Origin of the sequence: Sphingorhabdus sp. SMR4y (assembly GCF_002218195.1) — a bacterium.
In the GTDB taxonomy this organism is placed as follows: Bacteria; Pseudomonadota; Alphaproteobacteria; order Sphingomonadales; family Sphingomonadaceae; genus Parasphingorhabdus.
Genome location: NZ_CP022336.1, coordinates 1,159,941 through 1,179,872, shown reverse-complemented (window position 1 = coordinate 1,179,872; position 19,932 = coordinate 1,159,941). Strand labels below are relative to the sequence as shown.

The window sequence follows — 19,932 nt, the reverse complement described above, 5'->3', positions numbered from 1 at the left end:
GAAATGAAAAATGGCGAATAGTGAAATGATGAGCAAGATCGAGAATGGCCAAGGCTTTATTGCCGCGCTGGACCAGAGCGGTGGCTCGACGCCCAAGGCGCTGGCAGGCTATGGTATCGGCGCGGATTCATTCTCCAATGACGACGAGATGTTCGGTCTGATCCACAAGATGCGCAGCCGCATCATTACCTCGCCCAGCTTTGGCAATGGCAAGGTGATCGGCGCGATCCTGTTCGAAAAGACCATGAACGGTGACGCCGGCGGCAAACCGGTCCCCGAAGCGCTCTGGGACCGCGGTGTTGTGCCCTTCCTGAAAGTCGACAAGGGGCTGCAGGACGAGGACAATGGCGTCCAGTTGATGAAGCCGATCCCCGATCTCGACGACCAGTGCAAGCTGGCGCTGTCGAAAGGCGTTTTCGGCACCAAGATGCGTTCGGTGATCAACAAGGCCAATGCGGACGGCATCGCGGCGATCGTCGCGCAGCAGTTCGACTTCGGCAAGCAGATCCTGGCCAACGGGCTGGTGCCGATCATCGAGCCGGAAGTGAATATCAAGAGCGACGAGCGCGCCGAATGCGACAAGATCCTGCTCGGCGAACTGACCAAGCATCTCGACGCGCTGGCGGATGACCAGCGGGTGATGCTGAAGCTGTCGATTCCGGTCGAGGCCAATCTCTACAAGTCTCTGGCCGATCACCCGAAAGTGGTCCGGCTGGTTGCCTTGTCCGGCGGCTATTCCACCGAGGAAGCCTGCGAACAGCTTGCCAAGAACCAAGGCATGATCGCCAGCTTCAGCCGCGGCTTGCTGCAGGACCTGCGGGTTTCGCAGAGCGACGAGGAATTCGATGCCGTGCTTGGCGGTGCGATCGACCAGATTTATCGCGCCTCGATTGCCTGAACCGGGGGCGCGGTTTTGTCCACAACCGATCCGGGCCGGTCAGTGGTCGACGATGATATCGTCGGCAGGCTGATCGGCAAGGATGGGGCGCTGGAAGCCCGGCCATGAACGATATACCCTGCCAGCTTTACCTGATTTCACCCCTGGATGTCGGCGGATCCTTTCCCGACCGCCTGCGCGAGGCGCTGGAGGCGGGGCCGGTGGCGGCCTTCCAGTTCCGGGTCAAGGATATGGACGCCGACGAAGCGGCCCGGCTCGCGGCCCCGCTGAAAGCGATCTGTGACGAATTCGACGTGGCTTTTGTCGTCAATGACGATGTCGCTCTGGCCCGGCAACTGGGCGCGGATGGCGTGCATCTGGGGCAGGCGGACGAGAGTCTGAAAAATGCCCGCGAGACATTGGGCCATGATGTCCAGATCGGGATCACCTGCCATGACAGCCGCCATCTGGCGATGGAAGCGGGCGAGGGCGGTGCCAATTATGTGGCCTTCGGGGCTTTTTTCCCTACCACCACCAAGGAAACCGTCCACCGGCCGGAACCGGAGCTGCTCGCCTGGTGGTCCGGAATGATGGAAATACCCTGCGTGGCGATTGGCGGAATCACACCGGACAATTGTCAGTCGCTGGTCGACGCCGGCGCCGATTTTCTGGCGGTGAGCGGCGCGGTCTGGAATGATCCGGACGGTCCGGGGGCGGCAGTCAGGAAATTTGCGGACATACTCGGAGAGTGATCCGGCCGCTCAGGACGAGCTGTGTGTCTTGCCGATATTGGAGGCCAGATACTGGGCGACGAAGCTGCTCGCCGACGGCGGAACAAAATGGGGCATTTGTTCCATGTCGCGCAAATAGCCCTCGGTTTCCTTGAACGAGTGCATCTGGCCATTGGCAATCGAATAGCCGAACAGGCCTGCGGCGAGCGCACATGGTCGCCGCGAGGGCGGATTTTCGGGATTGCCGCGAAAGCGGGAGATGTCTGTCTGGGCCATGATTTGACATTAGCGGCTAGGCCTTGCGGCGTATTGTATGAAAAAGACCTGTGACCGATTGCACAGCCTTTCGGTGTCACCGGGCTTGCCTATTAACCGCCAGCAGATTACAGCGCCGCACAATCAAACATTCTATCGAGCGAGACAAGCGATGAAGATCAGCGGTGTGGATATCCGTCCGGGTAATATTTTGGAATATGAAGGCGGCCTGTGGAAGGTTGCCAAGATCCAGCACACGCAGCCCGGCAAGGGCGGCGCCTATATGCAGGTCGAGATGAAGAATCTCGTCGACGGGCGCAAGACCAACGTCCGATTCCGCAGCGCCGACACGCTCGAGAAGGTCCGTCTGGATACCAAGACATTCCAGTATCTTTTCGCCGACGGCGATATGCTGACCTTCATGGACAAGGAAAATTACGAGCAGATTACATTGCCGGCGGATTTGCTGGGCGATGCGGTCGAATTTTTGCAGGACGGCATGGACGTGCAGCTGGAGCTGTACGAGGAAAAGCCGATTTCCGTTCAGCTCCCCGACCAGATCGAAGCGGAAATCGTCGAGGCCGACGCCGTGGTCAAGGGCCAGACGGCCTCGTCGAGCTACAAGCCGGCCATTCTCGACAATGGCGTCCGCGTCATGGTGCCGCCGTTCATTTCGGCCGGAACCCGGATCATTGTCGATGTCTATGCCCGCGAATATGTCGGCAAGGCCAGCTAATCATTTCTTCTCCCGGTTGCGGGAGGAGGCAGGGGCGGGCACGCGCAAGCCGCTCGCCCGCTCTTTGAAAAACAGATAGACCCACCCCCAGCCTCTCCCGTAGACGGGAGGGGAGAGACAAGCACCAGCCCCTCCCGCAATCGGGAGGGGGGAGATATTGATATGCCAGCACATTCCGCCCTTATAACCGTGATGGAGCGCGCCGCGCGCAAGGCCGGTTCGCGCCTGCGCCGCGACTTTGGTGAAGTCGAACATCTGCAGGTGTCGAAAAAAGGCCCGGCCGATTTCGTGTCCAAGGCGGACATGAGGGCCGAGCGGATTCTCTATGACGAGTTGCAGAAGGTCCGTCCCGGCTGGGGCTTTGTCCTGGAAGAAGGCGGCATGATCGAGGGCGAGGAAGGCAAGCCGCGTTGGATCATCGATCCGCTCGACGGCACTTCCAACTTTCTCCACGGCATCCCGCATTTTGCTATTTCCATCGCGGTGCAGGAGCGTTCGCTCGACGGGCGCGGCTGGGGCAAGATCACCAGCGGCCTGATTTATGAACCGCTCACCGATCTGACCTGGTGGGCAGAAATGGACAAGGGCGCATGGCTCGGCGAGCGCCGTCTGCGCGTCTCGGCCCGACGCGATCTTTCGGAAGCCCTGATCGCTACCGGCATTCCCTTCAAGGGGCATGGCGATCTTGGCGAATGGGCGCGGATTTTCGGTGCCGTGGCGCCACAGGTTGCCGGCATCAGGCGCAACGGATCGGCCGCGCTCGATCTCGCCTGGCTGGCGGCCGGTCGCTATGACGGCTTCTGGGAAGCGGGGCTGAAAGTCTGGGATGTTGCTGCAGGAATATTGATGGTTCGCGAAGCCGGTGGATTTGTTACTGACTATACCGGTGGCGATCAGCCGATCGGGCAGGGCGAAATATTGGCATCGAACGAAGCGCTGCACAGCAAGCTGCACCGGATATTGGCAAAGTCGCTGCTGTAACTGCGAACGCCTCGCAAAAGGCCGAAAATTTAAGCCACTTCGCCCTTGCGGCATGGCAAGCCACTGCCTAAAAGCGGCCCCGAATATTAGCGAAACGAGTCATCTGTGGTCGATCTTTCCGAATATGCACCCATCCTGCTTTTCCTGTTCGTGGCCGCCGGTCTGTCTGTAGCCTTTGTGTTTTTGCCCATGGGCGTCTCGCGGCTGACCGGAACCCATAATCCGAATGCGGAAAAACTTTCCGAATATGAATGCGGTTTTCCCGCCTTTGAAGATTCGCGCAGCCAGTTTGATGTCCGTTTCTATCTCGTCGCGATCCTGTTCATCATTTTTGATCTGGAAGCAGCCTTTCTGTTTCCGTGGGCGGTTTCGCTGGATCTGACCGGCTGGGTTGGCTGGACGACGATGATGGTCTTTCTCGCCGAGCTGATCATCGGCTTTGTTTATGCCTGGAAAGTAGGAGCGCTGGAGTGGGATTAGAAACTGGCACCAGTGGCTCGGCCATATTGAACGCAGACGGCACGCCGATGCGGCCTGACACGCAGCCGGACGAAGGTTTTTTCAAGGACCTGAATTCGGAAGTGAATGACAAGGGTTTTCTGGTCACTTCGACCGAGGAGCTGTTTCAGTGGGCCCGCACCGGTTCGCTGTGGTGGATGACCTTTGGTCTCGCCTGCTGCGCGGTGGAAATGATCCACGTCAACATGCCGCGCTACGACATGGAGCGTTTCGGCGCTGCGCCGCGGGCCAGCCCGCGCCAGTCGGACGTGATGATTGTCGCCGGCACCCTGTGCAACAAGATGGCGCCGGCGCTGCGCAAGGTCTATGACCAGATGTCCGACCCGAAATATGTCATTTCGATGGGCAGCTGCGCCAATGGCGGCGGCTATTATCACTACAGCTATAGCGTCGTGCGCGGTTGTGACCGGATCGTGCCGGTCGATATCTACGTGCCGGGCTGTCCGCCAACCGCAGAAGCCTTGCTCTACGGCGTGATGCAGTTGCAGCGGAAGATCCGCCGCGTCGGAACCTTTGAGCGGTGAATATGACCTTCCATTATAATCCGTTCGCACTGAGCTTGTCGAAGTGCGCTTGTCGTCCTGAGATGTCCTTCGACAGGCTCAGGACGAACGGTATCTCCACTAACGGTCTCTCGACTTCGCTCGAGACGAACGGGGTTTTCTGATGGCTCATTCTGCTCCAGCAATATCCAGCAATGACGGCGTTGCGGCGAAGCTTGGCAAGGCAATTGGCGCGGCCCTGATCGAGACGGTCGAGGCCTATGGCGAAATCAGCTTCACCGTCGAGCGCAAGAAGCTTGCGACGGTATTGGAGAAGCTGCGCGACAAGCATGAATATCAGCAGCTGATGGAAATCGCCGGTGTCGACTATCCGGATCGAGCCGAGCGGTTCGAGGTCTGCTATCATCTGCTCAGCCTGACCAAGAACCACCGCATCCGCGTCAAGGTTACCACCGACGAGGACAATGCGGTGCCCAGCGTCACCCATATCTGGGAAGTCGCCGGCTGGCTCGAGCGCGAAGTGTTCGACATGTATGGCGTCTTGTTCGACGGCAATACCGACCTGCGACGGATCCTGACCGACTATGGTTTCCAGGGTCACCCGTTCCGCAAGGATTTCCCGCTGACCGGCTATGTCGAGATGCGCTATTCCGAGGAAGCCAAGCGGGTGGTCTACGAGCCGGTGAAACTGGCCCAGGATTTCCGCAGCTTTGATTTCATGTCGCCTTGGGAAGGTGCGGATTATATCCTGCCCGGTGACGAGAAAGTGGGCGGCGAAACGCCGCCACCGACGCCGAAGACCACCGACGACAAGAAAGAGACCGGTGCGGGCGAAAAGGCCGACAAGGAAGCGGCCAAGCCGTCGAAGCGTAAGAAGGCTGCGGCGAAGAAGCCTGCTCCGAAGCGGACAAAGTCCGGGACGCAGAAGAAGGGGGAGGGCAAGTGAGCGACTGGTCCGCAAACCCGTTCGTCCTGAGCCTGTCGAAGGACATGGTCTGTCGCAAACCGGGCGTGGTCAAACTCGGCCCGAACGGCATTGAACCGGAGATATCCAATGTCTGACTATCTCGACGAAATGGATCATATCGCAGACGAGGCCGATCCGACGGTTGGCGATCTGGAAATCCAGAATTTCACGATCAACTTCGGTCCCCAGCATCCTGCGGCGCATGGCGTGTTGCGGATGGTGATGGAGCTCGATGGCGAAGTGGTCGAGCGTGTCGATCCGCATGTCGGCCTGCTGCACCGCGGCACCGAGAAGCTGATCGAGCACAAGACCTATTTGCAGGCTTTGCCCTATTTTGACCGGCTCGACTATTGTTCGCCGCTGGCGATGGAACACAGCTATGTGCTGGCGATCGAGAAATTGCTCGATCTGGAAGTGCCGCTGCGCGGCCAATATCTGCGCGTGCTGTTCGCCGAGCTGACCCGTATCTGCAATCACATGCTCAACATCGGCGCCCATGTCATGGATGTCGGCGCGATGACCCCGAATATCTGGGTGTTCGAAATTCGCGAGCAATGCCTGGAATTTTTCGAACGGGCCAGCGGTGCGCGGATGCACAGCGCCTGGTTCCGGCCCGGTGGCGTCCATCAGGATGTGCCGCTCAAGCTGCTCACCGATATCGCCGACTGGCTGGATGAATTTCCGAAGCTGTTCGACGATGCGATGAGCCTGGTTGTCGGCAACCGTATTTTCAAGCAACGCAATGTCGATATCGCCACCGTGTCGCAGGATGATGCGATCCGCTGGGGCTTTTCCGGTCCGGTGCTGCGCGGCAGCGGTGTCGCCTGGGACCTGCGCAAGTCGCAGCCTTATGATGTCTACGACCGCATGGACTTTGAAGTGCCGGTCGGGACCAGGGGCGACTGCTATGACCGGTTCATGGTCCGGGTCGAGGAAGTCCGGCAGAGTGCGCGGATCATGCGCCAGTGCCTGAATGAAATGCCCGATGGCCCTGTTGCCTCTACCGACAGAAAGATCGTCCCGCCCAAGCGTGCCGAGATGAAGCAGTCGATGGAAGCCTTGATCCATCATTTCAAACTCTACACCGAGGGCTTCCACGTCCCCGCCGGCGAAGTCTATGTCGCGACCGAAAGCCCGAAGGGCGAATTCGGCGTCTATCTGGTCAGCGACGGCACCAACAAGCCCTATCGCTGCAAGATCCGCCCGACCGCGTTTTCGCATTTGCAGGCGATGGATTTCATGACCAAGGGCCATATGCTGCCCGACGCCACCGCTATTTTGGGCGCGATTGATGTCGTATTTGGAGAATGTGACCGATAATGGCTGAAGCACCAACCATTCCCGATGAAATCGAAACGCGCGCCAAATGGGGCGATTTTGCGTTTACGCCGGAAAACGAGAAGCTGGCCAAGTGGCAGATCGCGAAATATCCGGCTGGCCGCCAGAAATCGGCGGTTATGGCGCTGCTCGACCTCGCCCAGCGGCAGGTTGGCGCGGAGACGAAAACGCAAGGCTGGCTGCCGGTTCCGGTGATCGAATATGTCGCCGCCTATCTCGATATGCCCTATATGCGGGCCTATGAGGTCGCGACTTTCTACACCATGTATAATCTCGCGCCGGTCGGGCAGTTCCATGTCCAGGTCTGCGGCACCACGCCGTGCATGTTGCGCGGCAGTGACGATGTGATGGCGGCTTGCAAGAACAAGGGGCTCAACAAGGGCAAGACCACGCCCGACGGGCTGTTCACGCTGACCGAGGTCGAGTGCATGGGCAATTGCTCCAACGCGCCGATGGTCCAGATCAACGACGATAATTACGAAGATCTCGATTATGACATCATGACCCGGATCCTCGAGGATCTGGCCGCGGGCAAGGAGATCAAGGTCGGTTCGCAGATCGGGCGCAAGACCAGCGAGGCCGAAGGCGGTCCGACGAACCTGCAGGCGATGGTCGAGGAAAATCACGATTACCGGGGGGAATGGTGATGGGGTTGACATCGCGCGCATTGACCAATTCCGTTCGTCCTGAGCCTGTCGAAGGACCTCTATCGGCATTGGGGTGCATCGACGGCAGAAGTGCTTCGACAGGCTCAGCACGAACGGGCTTCTTCCCGATGACACGGAAGGGGAGCTGATGCCATGCTACTCGACGGATATGCAGGCTGGATCGGGCTCGCCGTGGTCATCCTTGGCATTATTGGCGGCCTGTGGGGCCGTTGGAGGAAAAAATAATGGCGTTTGATTTCCTTCAGGACAAGGACCGTATCTTCACCAATGTCTACGGCTTCCAGCACTGGGGGCTGAAAGAGGCGCAGCATCGCGGTGACTGGGACAATACCGCCGACATCATCAAGCGCGGCAATGACAAGATCATCGAGGAAATGAAGGCCAGCGGCCTGCGCGGTCGCGGCGGGGCGGGTTTTCCGACCGGTCTGAAATGGTCGTTCATGCCCAAGGAAGCGCCGAAGGACAGCCAGGGCAATCCGCGGCCAAGCTTTCTGGTGATCAACGCCGATGAATCCGAGCCGGGCAGCTGCAAGGACCGCGAAATTCTGCGCAACGATCCGCACAAGCTGATCGAGGGCGCGCTGATCGCCGGTTTCGCGATGCGCGCGCGCGCCGCCTATATCTACATTCGCGGCGAATATATTATGGAAGCCAAGGTCATGGAGGCGGCCGTCAAGGAAGCCTATGACGCGGGGCTCATTGGCAAGAACGCCGCCAAGTCCGGCTATGATTTCGACGTCTTCGTCCACCGCGGCGCCGGCGCCTATATCTGCGGCGAAGAAACCGCGATGATCGAAAGCCTCGAGGGCAAGAAGGGCCAGCCACGGTTGAAACCGCCATTTCCGGCCGGTGCCGGTCTCTACGGCTGCCCGACCACGGTCAACAATGTTGAATCGATCGCGGTCGTTCCGACGATCCTGCGGCGCGGCGCCAGCTGGTTCGCCAGCTTTGGTCGCGAAGGCAATCACGGCACGAAACTGTTCCAGGTCTCCGGCCATGTCGACAAGCCGGCGGTGTTTGAAGAAGCGATGTCGATCCCGTTCCGGGACATGATCGAGAAACATTGCGGCGGCATCACCGGCGGCTGGGACAATCTGCTGGCGGTCATTCCGGGCGGGTCTTCGGTTCCGCTGGTGCCGGCCGAGCAGATCATGGACGCGCCGATGGACTTTGACGGGCTCAAGGACCTCGGCTCCGGTCTTGGCACGGCTGCGGTCATCGTCATGGACAAGTCGACCGACATCGTCCGCGCGATTTCCCGGCTCAGCTATTTCTACAAGCATGAAAGCTGCGGCCAGTGCACGCCGTGCCGCGAAGGCACCGGCTGGATGTGGCGGGTGATGGAAAAAATGCGCGATGGCGACGCGGATATCGCCGATATCGATACGCTATACGAAGTCACCAAGCAGGTCGAAGGCCACACCATCTGTGCGCTCGGCGACGCGGCGGCCTGGCCGATCCAGGGGCTGATCAGACACTTCCGTCCCGAGATGGAGCGGCGGATACACGAACATAAAGGCACGGACGTGCTGGAGGCAGCGGAATGAAGATCGCATCGGTAATATTGGGCGCCCTCGTGGCTGTGGGCATCGGAAGTCCCGCTCTCGCACAGGTCGATCCGGACATCCAGCTCGGTTCGAAGATCCCGGTCCGTCCTGAAAAGCCCGATCCGGTCAGGGATGGTCTGGTCAGGGACCGCTATGTCAGTTGCGCTTATGGTCCGCACCAGAAGCAGATTGATGGCCTGCTGGTCATCAGCGACCCGTTGACCGTCGATTTCGAGGGCGCTGGGATCGAGGAATCAAAAATGTTCCGCCAGTGGAATATTCGCGAGTGTTTTGTCATGCAGGGCGATGCGGTCCAGAGCTCGATTTCCTTTTCTCCGTCGGCCTTCCGCTACATGATGCTCGAAGCAGCCTATTTGCGCGCGCATCCCAAAGTGCCGGCGAATCACGAGATATGGGCAGCCAAGCCGCGCGACTATGTGACGAGCGGGGATATGTTGCCAACGGCAAAGGCTCTGGGGATCATGTCCGACTGTATTGCGAGCCAGGATCCGGTAAATGCCGACAAGCTGCTCCGTACGGCTTCCGGCACGAAAGCCGAAAAGGATGCGGCCGTCGCTCTGGTTCCGGCCCTGAGTGCCTGCATCGTCGCCGGCCAGCAGCTGCAGCTCAAGCCCGCCAATATCCGTGGCTTTGCCGCGGACGGAATGTGGCAGCGCTTCGTCGTTGGAGCGCCGTCCGCCGCCGATAGCAACCCGACGGAGGCACAGGACTAATGCCTAAAGTCACCGTAGATGGCGTCGAACTGGAAGTGCCGCAGGGCGCGACCGTGCTGCAGGCGGCCGAGCTTGCCGGCAAGGAAATCCCGCGTTTCTGCTACCACGAACGGCTGAGCATCGCCGGCAACTGTCGCATGTGTCTGGTCGAAGTGAAGCCGGGGCCACCGAAGCCGCAGGCGAGCTGCGCGCTGCCCGCAGCCGAGGGCCAGGAAATCCGCACAGACAGCGAAATGGTCAAGAAGGCGCGCGAAGGTGTGATGGAATTTCTCCTGATCAACCATCCGCTCGACTGCCCGATTTGCGACCAGGGCGGCGAATGCGATCTGCAGGACCAGGCCATGGCCTATGGCAAGGGCGGCTCGCGCTACGAAGAGAACAAGCGCGCGGTCACCGAGAAATATATGGGGCCGATCGTCAAGACCGCGATGACCCGCTGCATCCACTGCACCCGCTGCGTGCGATTCAGCGAAGAAGTCGCCGGCGTCGAGGAAATTGGCGCGATTGGTCGCGGCGAGGGTATGGAGATTACCTCCTATCTCGAAGGCGCTGTGCACAGTGAGCTGAGCGGCAATGTCGTTGACCTCTGCCCGGTCGGTGCCTTGACCAGCAAGCCTTATGCCTTTGAAGCGCGTCCCTGGGAATTGACCAAGACGCTCGGCATCGACGTGATGGACGGGGTCGGCACCAATATCCGCATCGATTCACGCGGCCGCGAAGTGTTGCGCGCGCTGCCGCGCGTCAATGATGACGTGAACGAGGAATGGGCGACCGACAAGACCCGCCACGCGATTGACGGCCTGATGAAGCGCCGTCTCGACAAGCCTTATGTGCGCCGGAACGGCAAGCTGGAAGCGGCGAGCTGGAACGAGGCGTTCCAGGCGATTGCCGATGTGAAGGCGGGCAGTTCGGTGGCCGCGATTGCCGGTGATCTGGTCGATTGCGAGACCATGTATGCGGCGAAAAAGCTGCTCAAGTCGATGCGCTCGGACATGCTGGAAGGCCGCCAGACCGGTCTTTCCTATGATGTCAGCAATCTGGCCGCGGTGAATTTCAATTCGACCATCGCCGGTATTGAGGAAGCGGACGTGATCCTGCTGGTCTCGACCAACCCGCGCTGGGAAGCGTCGCTGGTCAATACCCGCATCCGCAAGGCTGTGCGGCACGGCGGCGCGAAAGTCTTTGGCATCGGCCCGGAAACGGACCAGACTTATCCGGTCGAATGGCTGGGCGATGACATGGGGCTGCTGGCGAAGCTGCCCAAGGCAGCGGCCGATGCGCTGAAGGGGGCGGAGAAGCCTGCGATCATTCTGGGCGGCGGCGCATTGAGCGTCGAAGGCGCGCATGGCGCTGCGCTCAAGCTGGCGAGCAAGTACAAGCTGATCCGTGATGGCTGGAACGGTTTCAACGTCCTGCATATCGGGGCCTCGCGCACCGGCGGGCTGATGCTCGGCTATGCTTTTGACGGCGGGATCAAGGCGATCGCCGCGAAAAAACCGAAGCTGGTCTTCGCGCTGGGCGCGGATGAAACCGACTTTTCGCCGTTCGACAAGAGTTTCAAGGTCTATATCGGCCATCATGGTGATGCCGGTGCCCATGCGGCGGATGTGATCCTGCCGGGTGCCGCCTATACCGAGAAAAACGGCACCTATGTCAATCTGGAAGGCCGGGTCCAGCGTTCGAACAAGGCGATTTTTGCGCCGGGCGACGCGCGCGAGGACTGGAGCATCCTGCGGGCGCTGTCTGACGTCATGGGCAAGACCCTGCCGTTCGACAGTTTCGAGGAATTGCGCGCCAAGATGGCGAAGGATCATCCGCAGCTCGCTGAGGAAGGTCTGGTCGCGTTCGACTGGGCGCCGCCAACCGGATTGCCGGACAAGCCCAAGGGGCAGGGCGTGCACCCGATCAAGGATTTCTACCTGACCAACAGCATCGCCCGCGCCAGCGCGACCATGCAGCGCTGTTCCGCGGAATTGCTGCACGCCGATGATGAATTGATGGAGGCGGCGGAATGAATAATGTAACCGCCATTTTTCCTCCTTGTGCGAAGCACGGGGAGGGGGACCATCCGCAGGATGGTGGAGGGGCATCTCGCTTCCTCACTTCGTTCGGCCCCTCCGTCACGCCGTCGGCGTGCCACCTCCCCAAAGCTGCGCTTCAGGGAGGAAATATCTGATGACCGAATTTCTTCAATCCACTTTCCTCGGTGCCGAACTCGGCTGGTTTGTTGCAACGCTCGCGCTGATCCTGCTGATCGCATTGCCGCTGATGCTGGCCGTCGCGATGATCATTTACGTCGACCGGAAAATCTGGGCGGCGATGGCGTTGCGGCGCGGGCCCAATGTTGTGGGCCCTTTCGGCTTGCTGCAATCGTTCGCCGACGGTCTGAAAGTCTTTCTGCAGGAAACGATCATCCCGTCGAGCGCCAACAAGGGCCTGTTCCTGCTGGCGCCGATCATCACCTTCACCGTGGCCCTGCTCGCCTGGGCGGTGATCCCGTTCGGCGAGGATATGGTGCTCGCCAATATCAATATCGGCCTGCTCTACATTCTCGCGATCAGCTCGCTCGGTGTCTACGGTGTGGTGATTGCCGGTTGGGCGAGTAACTCGAAATATCCGTTCTTTTCCGCGATGCGTGCGGCTGCACAGATGATCAGCTATGAAGTCTCGATCGGCTTCATCCTGATTTCGGTGGTGCTGTTTGCCGGAACCTTCAACCTGTCTGACATTGTCCGTTCGCAGGAAGGTCATATCTTCGGGATGATCAATGCTTATGGCTTCAACCCGCTGCTCTTCCCGATGGCGGTGGTGTTCCTGATCGCCTCGATGGCCGAAACGGCGCGCCATCCGTTCGACCTGACCGAAGCGGAAAGCGAGCTGGTGGCCGGTTACCAGACCGAATATAGCTCGATGAGCTTCGCGCTGTTCTGGCTCGGCGAATATGCCAATATCCTGCTGATGTGCGCGCTCAACGCGATCCTCTTCTGGGGTGGCTGGCTGCCGCCGCTGGATGTCGACTGGATTCCGTGGTTCGATATTCCGGGCATCTTCTGGCTGTTCGGCAAGATGTTTTTCTTCTTCTTCATCTTCAGCTGGGTGATGGCGACTGTGCCGCGCTACCGCTATGACCAGCTGATGCGTCTGGGCTGGAAGATATTCCTGCCGCTTAGCCTGCTCTGGGTGTTCCTGGTCAGCGGCTATGTGATGATTGACAAGTTTGGATTGCCGCTATGAGTATTGCACAAACCATCAAGGCCTTCACCCTTTGGGAATTTATCGGCGCGCATCTGCTGACGCTGAAATATTTCTTCAAGGCGAAGAAGACGATCAACTATCCCTATGAAAAGAACCCGATTTCGCCGCGGTTCCGGGGCGAGCATGCGCTGCGTCGCTATCCCAATGGCGAGGAACGCTGCATCGCCTGCAAGCTGTGCGAAGCGGTTTGTCCGGCGCAGGCGATCACGATCGAGGCCGAGCCGCGCGAAGACGGTTCGCGCCGGACCACGCGCTATGACATCGACATGACCAAGTGCATCTATTGCGGTTTCTGTCAGGAAGCCTGCCCGGTTGATGCGGTCGTCGAGGGGCCGAATTTCGAATATGCGACGGAAACGCGCGAAGAGCTGATTTACGACAAATCGAAGCTGCTCGAAAATGGCGACAAATGGGAGCGGGCAATCGCGGCAAACCTTGCCGCCGATGCGCCCTATCGGTAATGGGCTGGGGATTATTTATGAACCGGGAATTTAATCCAAATCCGTCCATCCTGAGCCTGTCGAAGGATGTTGTGCGCAAGCCATGCTTCGACAAGCTCAGCACGAACGGAATTGGGAATAGGAAGCCAATTTAATGCAAATCTTCGCATTCTATCTGTTCGCATCCATCGTGCTTGCCAGTGGTGCCCTGTGCATTTTCTCGCGCAACCCGGTGCATAGCGTCTTGTGGCTGATCCTCGCCTTTTTCAACGCGGCGGGACTGATGCTGCTGGTCGGTGCGGAGTTTATCGCGGCGCTGCTGGTGATTGTCTATGTCGGCGCGGTCGCGGTTCTGTTCCTGTTTGTGGTGATGATGCTCGACATTGATTTTGCCGAACTGCGCGCCGGGTTCATGAAGAATCTGCCGCTCGGCCTGTTGCTGGCGCTGGTGTTGGTGGTCGAGATCATCTTTGGCGTCGGTACCTGGCAGTCTGCCGGTATGGGTGAGGCCACCGCGGCGGTCGGCCTGCCGGAAGGCGCGCCGTCGAATATCGAGCAGCTGGGCGCTTTGCTCTACAGCAAATATGTCTTCCTGTTCGAGGCTGCGGGCATGATCCTGCTGGTAGCAATGGTCGGTGCAATTGTGCTGACCCTGCGGACTCGTGGTGGCGTACGCAAGCAGAATGTCGCCGATCAGGTCGCCCGGCGTCCCGAAGACGCGACCCGCAACACACAGCCCGAAGTCGGCAAGGGAGTGGAATTGTGATTCAAAATCTATCGGCTCCGTCCGCCGTTCGTCCTGAGCCTGTCGAAGGACCTGGTTCGACGGCAGTATCACGTTTCGAAGGCTGTGCTTCGACAGGCTCAGCACGAACGGATTCTCTCTCCGCAATTCATTTTCCAGCCGGGGATATGTCATGATTGGTATCGAACATTATCTCGTCGTCAGCTCGATCCTGTTCGTGATGGGCATGCTCGGCATCTTTCTCAATCGCAAGAATGTCATCATCATCCTGATGGCGATCGAACTGATCCTGCTCGCGGTGAATCTCAACTTTGTCGCGTTCAGCGCCTTTCTCGGCGACATGACCGGGCAGATTTTCGCCATGTTCATCCTGACCGTGGCCGCAGGCGAGGCCGCTATCGGGCTGGCCATTCTCGTGATCTATTTCCGTCAGCGCGGCACTATTGCCGTCGATGATGTCAACCGGATGAAGGGGTGAACATGAGTTCGTCTAAAAATACCGTTCGCCCTGAGCCTGTCGGGCCGGAGGCGATCGAAGGTCAACGGCAGGTTGCGTCCACGCCGTTCATACTTCGGCAAGCTCAGCACGAACGGCTCCGGGGGTAATCGTGAACAGCATCACTCTCATAGTTTTCCTGCCCCTGCTGGCAGCGATCGTCGCCGGTTTCGGCAATCGTATCATCGGCAATGTGCCGGCCAAGATCGTCACCACTGGCGCGCTGTTTGCATCCTGTGCGTTGAGCTGGCCGATCTTTCTCGGTTTTCTGGGCGGATCCAGCAGCGCCGAAGTCGTGCCGGTCCTGACCTGGCTGATCTCCGGCGATCTGCAATTTGACTGGGCGCTGCGCGTTGATACACTGACCGCGGTGATGCTGGTGGTTGTGACCACGGTCTCCGCGCTCGTGCACCTCTATAGCTGGGGCTATATGGACGAAGACCCGGACCAGCCGCGCTTCTTCGCCTATCTGTCCCTGTTCACCTTCGCCATGCTGATGCTGGTGACCGCCGACAATCTGGTCCAGATGTTCTTTGGCTGGGAAGGCGTCGGTCTGGCCTCCTATCTGCTGATCGGCTTCTGGTTCAAGAAACCGAGCGCCAATGCGGCTGCGATCAAGGCCTTTGTTGTCAACCGCGTCGGCGACCTTGGCTTCATGCTGGGTATCTTCGGCACATTTCTGGTGTTTGGCACCGTATCCATTCCGGAAATCCTGGAAGCGGCACCGGGCATGGCTGGATCGACGATCACGTTCGCCGGCATGCGTCTCGATACGATGACCATCCTTTGCCTGCTATTGTTCATCGGCGCGATGGGCAAATCCGCACAGCTTGGTCTGCACACCTGGCTGCCGGACGCGATGGAAGGCCCGACCCCCGTGTCGGCGCTGATCCACGCCGCCACGATGGTGACCGCAGGCGTGTTCATGGTCTGCCGTCTGTCACCGATGTTCGAAACCAGCGATGTCGCCCTTACCGTCGTGACGATTGTCGGCGCCTGTACCGCGATATTCGCCGCAACTGTCGGTCTTGTGCAGCATGATATCAAGCGGGTGATCGCCTATTCGACCTGTTCACAGCTCGGTTACATGTTCTTCGCCGCCGGTGTTGGCGCCTATAATGTGGCGATGTTCCACCTGTTCACCCACGCCTTTTTCAAGGCCTTGCTGTTCCTTGGCGCCGGTTCGGTGATCCACGCGATGCACCACGAGCAGGACATGCGCTATTATGGCGGTCTGCGAAAAGAAATCCCGCTGACCTTCTGGGCGATGATGGCCGGTACGCTGGCGATCACCGGTGTCGGCATCTACTGGCTGCACGCAGGCTTTGCCGGCTTCCATTCCAAGGATGCGATTATCGAGGCGGCCTTTGCCTCCGGTACCGAAGTCGGGCAGTTCGCCTTCTTCATCGGTGTGCTCGCGGCCCTGCTGACCAGCTTCTACAGCTGGCGCCTGATGTTCCTGACCTTCTGGGGCAAGCCGCGCTGGATCCAGTCCGAGCATATCCAGCACAGCGTTCACAAGACGCCGGAAGAAGCCGGTGCAGACCAGACCGGTGGCTATCACCCGCATGAAAGTCCGTTATCTATGCTGATTCCGCTCGGCGTTCTGTCCGTCGGTGCTGTCTTTGCCGGCTTTGTGTTCAGCCATGCCTTCATCGACGATGGCGGATTCTGGAACGGATCCATTGCCTATGACGCCGGCCTGATGCACGCGATGCACGAAGTGCCGCTATGGGTGAAATTGTCCGCGACCGTGGCCATGCTGACCGGTCTTGCGACGGCCTATTTCATGTATTTCCGTGGCACAGACCGTCCGGCTCGACTGGCCGCGACCTTCAGCCCGCTCTATAATTTCTTCTTCAACAAATGGTATTTTGACGAGTTGTACAATCTGATCTTCATCCGTCCCGCATTCTGGCTGGGCCGGAAATTCTGGAAGACCGGTGACGAAGGCACGATCGACCGCTTTGGCCCCAATGGCATCGCTGCGGTGATCGCCAGCGGCTCCGGCGTGATGAAACGCTTCCAGAGCGGCTATCTGTATAGCTATGCGCTGGTCATGCTGCTGGGTCTGGCAGCCGCAGCGACATGGGTCATCATGCGGGGAGCCAGCTAATGAACCAGCTTGATTTTCCTATCCTGTCGCTGATGATGGGCCTGCCGATGCTGGCAGCGATCATCTGTCTGTTCCTCAACGCACAGGCGGCGCGGTGGCTGGCGCTGGTGACCACGCTGGTGCTTTTCGCTCTCGGCGTCGTCCTGTGGGCCAATTACGACATTGGCGGCCCGCAGTGGCAATATGTCGAGCGATCCGACCTGTTCGGCAATTTTGCCTGGGCGCTGGGCATCGACGGCATCTCGATGATGCTGATCATGCTCACCGTGTTCCTGATGCCGATCTGTATCGGTGCCAGTTGGGAATCGATCCAGACGCGGGTCGGCGAATATATGGCGGCCTTCCTGTTCATGGAGGTGCTGATGATCGGCGTCTTTGCGGCGCAGGATATCTTCCTCTTCTATATCCTGTTCGAAGCGGGCCTGATCCCGATGTATCTGATCATCGGTATCTGGGGCGGCGCCAACCGGATCTACGCCAGCTATAAATTCTTCCTCTACACCTTGCTCGGCTCGGTGGTGATGCTGATCGCGATGCTGTGGATGGTGCAGGATGCCGGGACCAGCGACATTCCGACGCTGCTGAACTATGATTTCCCGCCCGAGGCACAGACATGGCTGTGGCTGGCTTTCTTTGCCAGCTTCGCGGTGAAGATGCCGATGTGGCCGGTCCATACATGGCTGCCCGACGCGCACGTTCAGGCGCCGACCGCCGGTTCGGTGATCCTGGCTGGCGTGTTGCTGAAAATGGGCGGCTACGGCTTCCTGCGTTTCTCGCTGCCGATGTTCCCGGAAGCCTCCGAGCAGTTCATCTGGCTGGTCTTCGCGCTGTCGATGGTAGCCGTGATCTACACCTCGCTTGTTGCGCTGGTGCAGCAGGACATGAAGAAACTCATCGCCTACAGCTCGGTCGCGCATATGGCGATTGTGACGCTTGGTCTGTTTGCTTTCAACCGCCAGGGTATCGAGGGCGCGATCGTCGTCATGCTCAGCCACGGTCTGGTGTCGGGCGCGCTGTTCCTTTGTGTCGGCGTTATCTACGACCGGCTGCACACCCGGGAAATCGGCCGCTATGGCGGACTGGCGATCAACATGCCGAAATATGCGATCCTGTTCCTGCTGTTCACCATGGCCTCCATCGGATTGCCCGGAACCAGCGGTTTCGTTGGCGAGTTCCTCTCGCTGATCGGTCTTTACGAGGTCAATAGCTGGGTCACACTGGTCGCCACGACGGGCATCATTCTCGGCGCCGGCTATATGCTCTATCTCTATCGCCGGGTCGCTTTTGGCGAACTGGTTCACGAGGATGTCAAGGCGATGCCTGACCTTTCCGCACGGGAAATGGTGCTGCTCGCGCCGATTGCCGCTGCTGTAATGTGGATGGGCGTCTATCCGGAAAGCTTCATGGCGCCGATCCGCGGTGACGTGGGCGCGCTGGTAGCCCGTATTGATCGCGCGGCTCCGGAAGGGGACGCACATCTCAAAATGGGTGAGGCCAAAGCCGTCACCAATGATGAAGCCCATGGAGAGGCGCACTGATGGACATCGGAAACTCCCTTTATCTGGTTGCACCGGAAGTATTTCTCACGGTTTCCAGCCTGATCCTGTTGATGATCTCTGCCTGGGGCGGTGAAAAATCCGCGCGTCTGGTGACGATATTGTCGGCTGCGGCGCTGTTCGGCGCTTCGATCCTGTTGATGGTCCTGGCCCATATGCCGGAATTCAAGGACGGCGTCTTCGCCTTTGACGGCCAATATCGGATGGACGCCTTTGGCAGTACCGCCAAGTTCCTGATCTACCTGGCCGCGATCGTCTCGCTGATGATTGCCCCGCGTTTCTTCCAGGCCGGCGGCAAATATCGGCCGGAATATGCTGTCCTGATCCTGTTCGCCTGTATCGGCATGGGGATGATGGTATCGGCGACCGACATGATGACGCTGTATATCGGCCTCGAACTGAACAGCCTGTCGGCTTACGTTCTGGCCAGCTTCATCCGCACCGATGTGCGCTCCTCCGAAGCGGGCCTGAAATATTTTGTGCTGGGCGCGCTTGCCAGCGGGATGCTGCTTTTCGGTATCTCCCTTGTCTACGGCTTTGCCGGTTCGACGAGCTTTGCTGTGATCGGCGAGACGCTGAGCGGGGACCTCTCCACTGGTCCGCTGATCGGTCTGGTGCTGGTCCTGTCGGGTCTGGCATTCAAGATCAGCGCCGTTCCGTTCCACATGTGGACGCCGGACGTTTACGAAGGCGCGCCGACACCGGTCAGCACCTTCTTCGCCAGCGCGCCGAAAGTGGCCGCAGTGGCGCTGACGGCGCGGGTCATTATCGAAGCCTTTGGCGGCCAGACCTCGGCCTGGCAGCAGATCATCATATTTGTCGCGCTGGCTTCGATCGTGCTGGGCGCTGTCGCCGCCATCGGGCAACAGAATATCAAGCGGCTGCTTGCCTATAGCTCGATCAACAATGTCGGCTTTCTGCTGATTGGCCTCGCTGCCGGTACGCCGGAAGGCATTTCGGCCATGATGTTCTATCTTGCCATCTATGTCGCGATGACATTGGGCAGCTTTATCTGTGTGCTGGAAATGCGCGACAAGGACGGAAAGCCACTGGAAAGCCTTTCCAGTCTCGCCGGGCTGTCGCAGACGCGTCCCGGGCTGGCTGCGGCCTTTGCCGTGTTCATGTTCTCGCTCGCCGGTATCCCGCCGCTCTTCGGTTTCTGGGGCAAGTTCCTGGTCTTTGATGCAGCCGTCGCTGCCGGTATGTTGCCGCTCGCGGTGATCGGTATTGCCGCCTCGGTGATTGGTGCCTTCTACTATATCAAGGTCGTCAAGATTATCTATTTCGATGATCCGGCTGGCGAGATCGTGCGCACCGGGCACAAGACCGAGAACGGGCTGATCGCGCTGCTGGCGCTCTTTGTTTCCCCGCTCGGCTATCTGGCGATTCCGTTCATGGCGCCGATCACCGCCGCAGCCGCGGTGTCGCTTTTCTGACTATTCAGATAAAAACCGTCGACCAGACCGCA

20 protein-coding genes are annotated in these 19,932 nt (G+C 59.3%); 19 read left to right on the top strand and 1 reads right to left on the bottom strand.

What is annotated here, in order from left to right; genetic code table 11:
• The first annotated feature begins 10 nt into the window (after positions 1-10).
• Together SPHFLASMR4Y_RS05580 and thiE are read left to right on the top strand one after the other, a co-directional pair.
• Entirely contained in the window at positions 11-898 is an 888-nt protein-coding gene (locus SPHFLASMR4Y_RS05580; protein ID WP_089132678.1) for a fructose bisphosphate aldolase, read from the top strand.
• Between the two features lie 104 nt (positions 899-1,002).
• The gene (gene thiE / locus SPHFLASMR4Y_RS05575) at positions 1,003-1,629 is read left to right on the top strand and encodes a thiamine phosphate synthase (protein ID WP_089132677.1); all 627 of its coding nucleotides are present in this window, start codon (positions 1,003-1,005) and stop codon (positions 1,627-1,629) included.
• Positions 1,630-1,638: 9 nt separating this feature from the next.
• On the opposite strand, the gene SPHFLASMR4Y_RS05570 is transcribed toward thiE, so the two are convergent.
• Positions 1,639-1,884, bottom strand: coding sequence for a hypothetical protein (locus SPHFLASMR4Y_RS05570; protein WP_089132676.1), 246 nt, complete (start codon positions 1,882-1,884; stop codon positions 1,639-1,641).
• A gap of 151 nt (positions 1,885-2,035) precedes the next feature.
• Between SPHFLASMR4Y_RS05570 and efp the strand changes: the two genes are divergently transcribed.
• The 17 genes from efp (at position 2,036) to nuoN (ending at position 19,900) form a co-directional block, all read left to right on the top strand.
• On the top strand, positions 2,036-2,599 hold the full coding sequence (gene efp / locus SPHFLASMR4Y_RS05565; RefSeq protein ID WP_089132675.1) for an elongation factor P: 564 nt from the start codon (positions 2,036-2,038) through the stop codon (positions 2,597-2,599).
• Between the two features lie 162 nt (positions 2,600-2,761).
• Entirely contained in the window at positions 2,762-3,580 is an 819-nt protein-coding gene (locus SPHFLASMR4Y_RS05560; RefSeq protein WP_089132674.1) for an inositol monophosphatase family protein, read from the top strand.
• Positions 3,581-3,685: 105 nt separating this feature from the next.
• Entirely contained in the window at positions 3,686-4,060 is a 375-nt protein-coding gene (ndhC, locus tag SPHFLASMR4Y_RS05555) for an NADH-quinone oxidoreductase subunit A (protein WP_089132673.1), read from the top strand.
• A 47-nt stretch (positions 4,061-4,107) separates the two neighbouring features.
• Positions 4,108-4,623 (top strand): NuoB/complex I 20 kDa subunit family protein, encoded by a 516-nt coding sequence (locus SPHFLASMR4Y_RS05550; protein ID WP_089134702.1) that lies wholly within the window; start codon positions 4,108-4,110, stop codon positions 4,621-4,623.
• A 142-nt stretch (positions 4,624-4,765) separates the two neighbouring features.
• Positions 4,766-5,548 (top strand): NADH-quinone oxidoreductase subunit C, encoded by a 783-nt coding sequence (locus SPHFLASMR4Y_RS05545; RefSeq protein ID WP_089132672.1) that lies wholly within the window; start codon positions 4,766-4,768, stop codon positions 5,546-5,548.
• Positions 5,549-5,656: 108 nt separating this feature from the next.
• Positions 5,657-6,889 carry an NADH-quinone oxidoreductase subunit D gene (locus SPHFLASMR4Y_RS05540; RefSeq protein ID WP_089132671.1) on the top strand — a complete coding sequence of 411 codons (1,233 nt, stop codon included), beginning with the start codon at positions 5,657-5,659 and terminating at the stop codon, positions 6,887-6,889.
• Positions 6,889-7,554 carry a complex I 24 kDa subunit family protein gene (locus SPHFLASMR4Y_RS05535; protein WP_089132670.1) on the top strand — a complete coding sequence of 222 codons (666 nt, stop codon included), beginning with the start codon at positions 6,889-6,891 and terminating at the stop codon, positions 7,552-7,554. The genes SPHFLASMR4Y_RS05540 and SPHFLASMR4Y_RS05535 overlap by 1 nt, the downstream gene beginning before the upstream one ends.
• Before the next feature lie 245 nt (positions 7,555-7,799).
• Positions 7,800-9,122, top strand: a complete 1,323-nt coding sequence (nuoF, locus tag SPHFLASMR4Y_RS05530; protein WP_089132669.1) for an NADH-quinone oxidoreductase subunit NuoF — start codon at positions 7,800-7,802, stop codon at positions 9,120-9,122.
• Positions 9,119-9,856 (top strand): hypothetical protein, encoded by a 738-nt coding sequence (locus SPHFLASMR4Y_RS05525; protein ID WP_089132668.1) that lies wholly within the window; start codon positions 9,119-9,121, stop codon positions 9,854-9,856. Before nuoF ends, SPHFLASMR4Y_RS05525 begins: the two co-directional genes overlap by 4 nt.
• Positions 9,856-11,871 carry an NADH-quinone oxidoreductase subunit NuoG gene (nuoG, locus tag SPHFLASMR4Y_RS05520; protein WP_089132667.1) on the top strand — a complete coding sequence of 672 codons (2,016 nt, stop codon included), beginning with the start codon at positions 9,856-9,858 and terminating at the stop codon, positions 11,869-11,871. The genes SPHFLASMR4Y_RS05525 and nuoG overlap by 1 nt, the downstream gene beginning before the upstream one ends.
• Positions 11,872-12,031: 160 nt before the next feature.
• Positions 12,032-13,090, top strand: coding sequence for an NADH-quinone oxidoreductase subunit NuoH (nuoH, locus tag SPHFLASMR4Y_RS05515; protein ID WP_089132666.1), 1,059 nt, complete (start codon positions 12,032-12,034; stop codon positions 13,088-13,090).
• Positions 13,087-13,572 carry an NADH-quinone oxidoreductase subunit NuoI gene (gene nuoI, locus SPHFLASMR4Y_RS05510; RefSeq protein WP_089132665.1) on the top strand — a complete coding sequence of 162 codons (486 nt, stop codon included), beginning with the start codon at positions 13,087-13,089 and terminating at the stop codon, positions 13,570-13,572. The genes nuoH and nuoI overlap by 4 nt, the downstream gene beginning before the upstream one ends.
• 133 nt (positions 13,573-13,705) lie before the next feature.
• Positions 13,706-14,317 carry an NADH-quinone oxidoreductase subunit J gene (locus SPHFLASMR4Y_RS05505; RefSeq protein WP_089132664.1) on the top strand — a complete coding sequence of 204 codons (612 nt, stop codon included), beginning with the start codon at positions 13,706-13,708 and terminating at the stop codon, positions 14,315-14,317.
• A gap of 151 nt (positions 14,318-14,468) precedes the next feature.
• Positions 14,469-14,774, top strand: coding sequence for an NADH-quinone oxidoreductase subunit NuoK (gene nuoK, locus SPHFLASMR4Y_RS05500; RefSeq protein WP_089132663.1), 306 nt, complete (start codon positions 14,469-14,471; stop codon positions 14,772-14,774).
• A gap of 127 nt (positions 14,775-14,901) precedes the next feature.
• Positions 14,902-16,908 carry an NADH-quinone oxidoreductase subunit L gene (nuoL, locus tag SPHFLASMR4Y_RS05495; protein WP_089132662.1) on the top strand — a complete coding sequence of 669 codons (2,007 nt, stop codon included), beginning with the start codon at positions 14,902-14,904 and terminating at the stop codon, positions 16,906-16,908.
• Positions 16,908-18,446 carry an NADH-quinone oxidoreductase subunit M gene (locus SPHFLASMR4Y_RS05490; protein ID WP_089132661.1) on the top strand — a complete coding sequence of 513 codons (1,539 nt, stop codon included), beginning with the start codon at positions 16,908-16,910 and terminating at the stop codon, positions 18,444-18,446. Before nuoL ends, SPHFLASMR4Y_RS05490 begins: the two co-directional genes overlap by 1 nt.
• A complete protein-coding gene (gene nuoN, locus SPHFLASMR4Y_RS05485) occupies positions 18,446-19,900 on the top strand; it encodes an NADH-quinone oxidoreductase subunit NuoN (protein ID WP_089132660.1) in 1,455 nt (484 codons plus the stop codon). Before SPHFLASMR4Y_RS05490 ends, nuoN begins: the two co-directional genes overlap by 1 nt.
• Positions 19,901-19,932 lie beyond the last annotated feature (32 nt).

Bases quoted from the DNA above. Each gene is read 5' to 3' on its own strand.
- thiE (WP_089132677.1), top strand. From the start codon at position 1,003: ATGAACGATATACCCTGCCAGCTTTACCTGATTTCACCCCTGGATGTC.
- efp (WP_089132675.1), top strand. From the start codon at position 2,036: ATGAAGATCAGCGGTGTGGATATCCGTCCGGGTAATATTTTGGAATAT.
- SPHFLASMR4Y_RS05505 (WP_089132664.1), top strand. From the start codon at position 13,706: ATGCAAATCTTCGCATTCTATCTGTTCGCATCCATCGTGCTTGCCAGT.
- SPHFLASMR4Y_RS05550 (WP_089134702.1), top strand. From the start codon at position 4,108: ATGCGGCCTGACACGCAGCCGGACGAAGGTTTTTTCAAGGACCTGAAT.
- SPHFLASMR4Y_RS05535 (WP_089132670.1), top strand. From the start codon at position 6,889: ATGGCTGAAGCACCAACCATTCCCGATGAAATCGAAACGCGCGCCAAA.
- SPHFLASMR4Y_RS05570 (WP_089132676.1), bottom strand. From the start codon at position 1,884: ATGGCCCAGACAGACATCTCCCGCTTTCGCGGCAATCCCGAAAATCCG.
- SPHFLASMR4Y_RS05540 (WP_089132671.1), top strand. From the start codon at position 5,657: ATGTCTGACTATCTCGACGAAATGGATCATATCGCAGACGAGGCCGAT.
- SPHFLASMR4Y_RS05580 (WP_089132678.1), top strand. From the start codon at position 11: ATGGCGAATAGTGAAATGATGAGCAAGATCGAGAATGGCCAAGGCTTT.
- SPHFLASMR4Y_RS05560 (WP_089132674.1), top strand. From the start codon at position 2,762: ATGCCAGCACATTCCGCCCTTATAACCGTGATGGAGCGCGCCGCGCGC.
- nuoK (WP_089132663.1), top strand. From the start codon at position 14,469: ATGATTGGTATCGAACATTATCTCGTCGTCAGCTCGATCCTGTTCGTG.
- nuoF (WP_089132669.1), top strand. From the start codon at position 7,800: ATGGCGTTTGATTTCCTTCAGGACAAGGACCGTATCTTCACCAATGTC.
- SPHFLASMR4Y_RS05525 (WP_089132668.1), top strand. From the start codon at position 9,119: ATGAAGATCGCATCGGTAATATTGGGCGCCCTCGTGGCTGTGGGCATC.
- nuoH (WP_089132666.1), top strand. From the start codon at position 12,032: ATGACCGAATTTCTTCAATCCACTTTCCTCGGTGCCGAACTCGGCTGG.
- nuoN (WP_089132660.1), top strand. From the start codon at position 18,446: ATGGACATCGGAAACTCCCTTTATCTGGTTGCACCGGAAGTATTTCTC.
- nuoI (WP_089132665.1), top strand. From the start codon at position 13,087: ATGAGTATTGCACAAACCATCAAGGCCTTCACCCTTTGGGAATTTATC.
- nuoG (WP_089132667.1), top strand. From the start codon at position 9,856: ATGCCTAAAGTCACCGTAGATGGCGTCGAACTGGAAGTGCCGCAGGGC.
- SPHFLASMR4Y_RS05490 (WP_089132661.1), top strand. From the start codon at position 16,908: ATGAACCAGCTTGATTTTCCTATCCTGTCGCTGATGATGGGCCTGCCG.
- SPHFLASMR4Y_RS05545 (WP_089132672.1), top strand. From the start codon at position 4,766: ATGGCTCATTCTGCTCCAGCAATATCCAGCAATGACGGCGTTGCGGCG.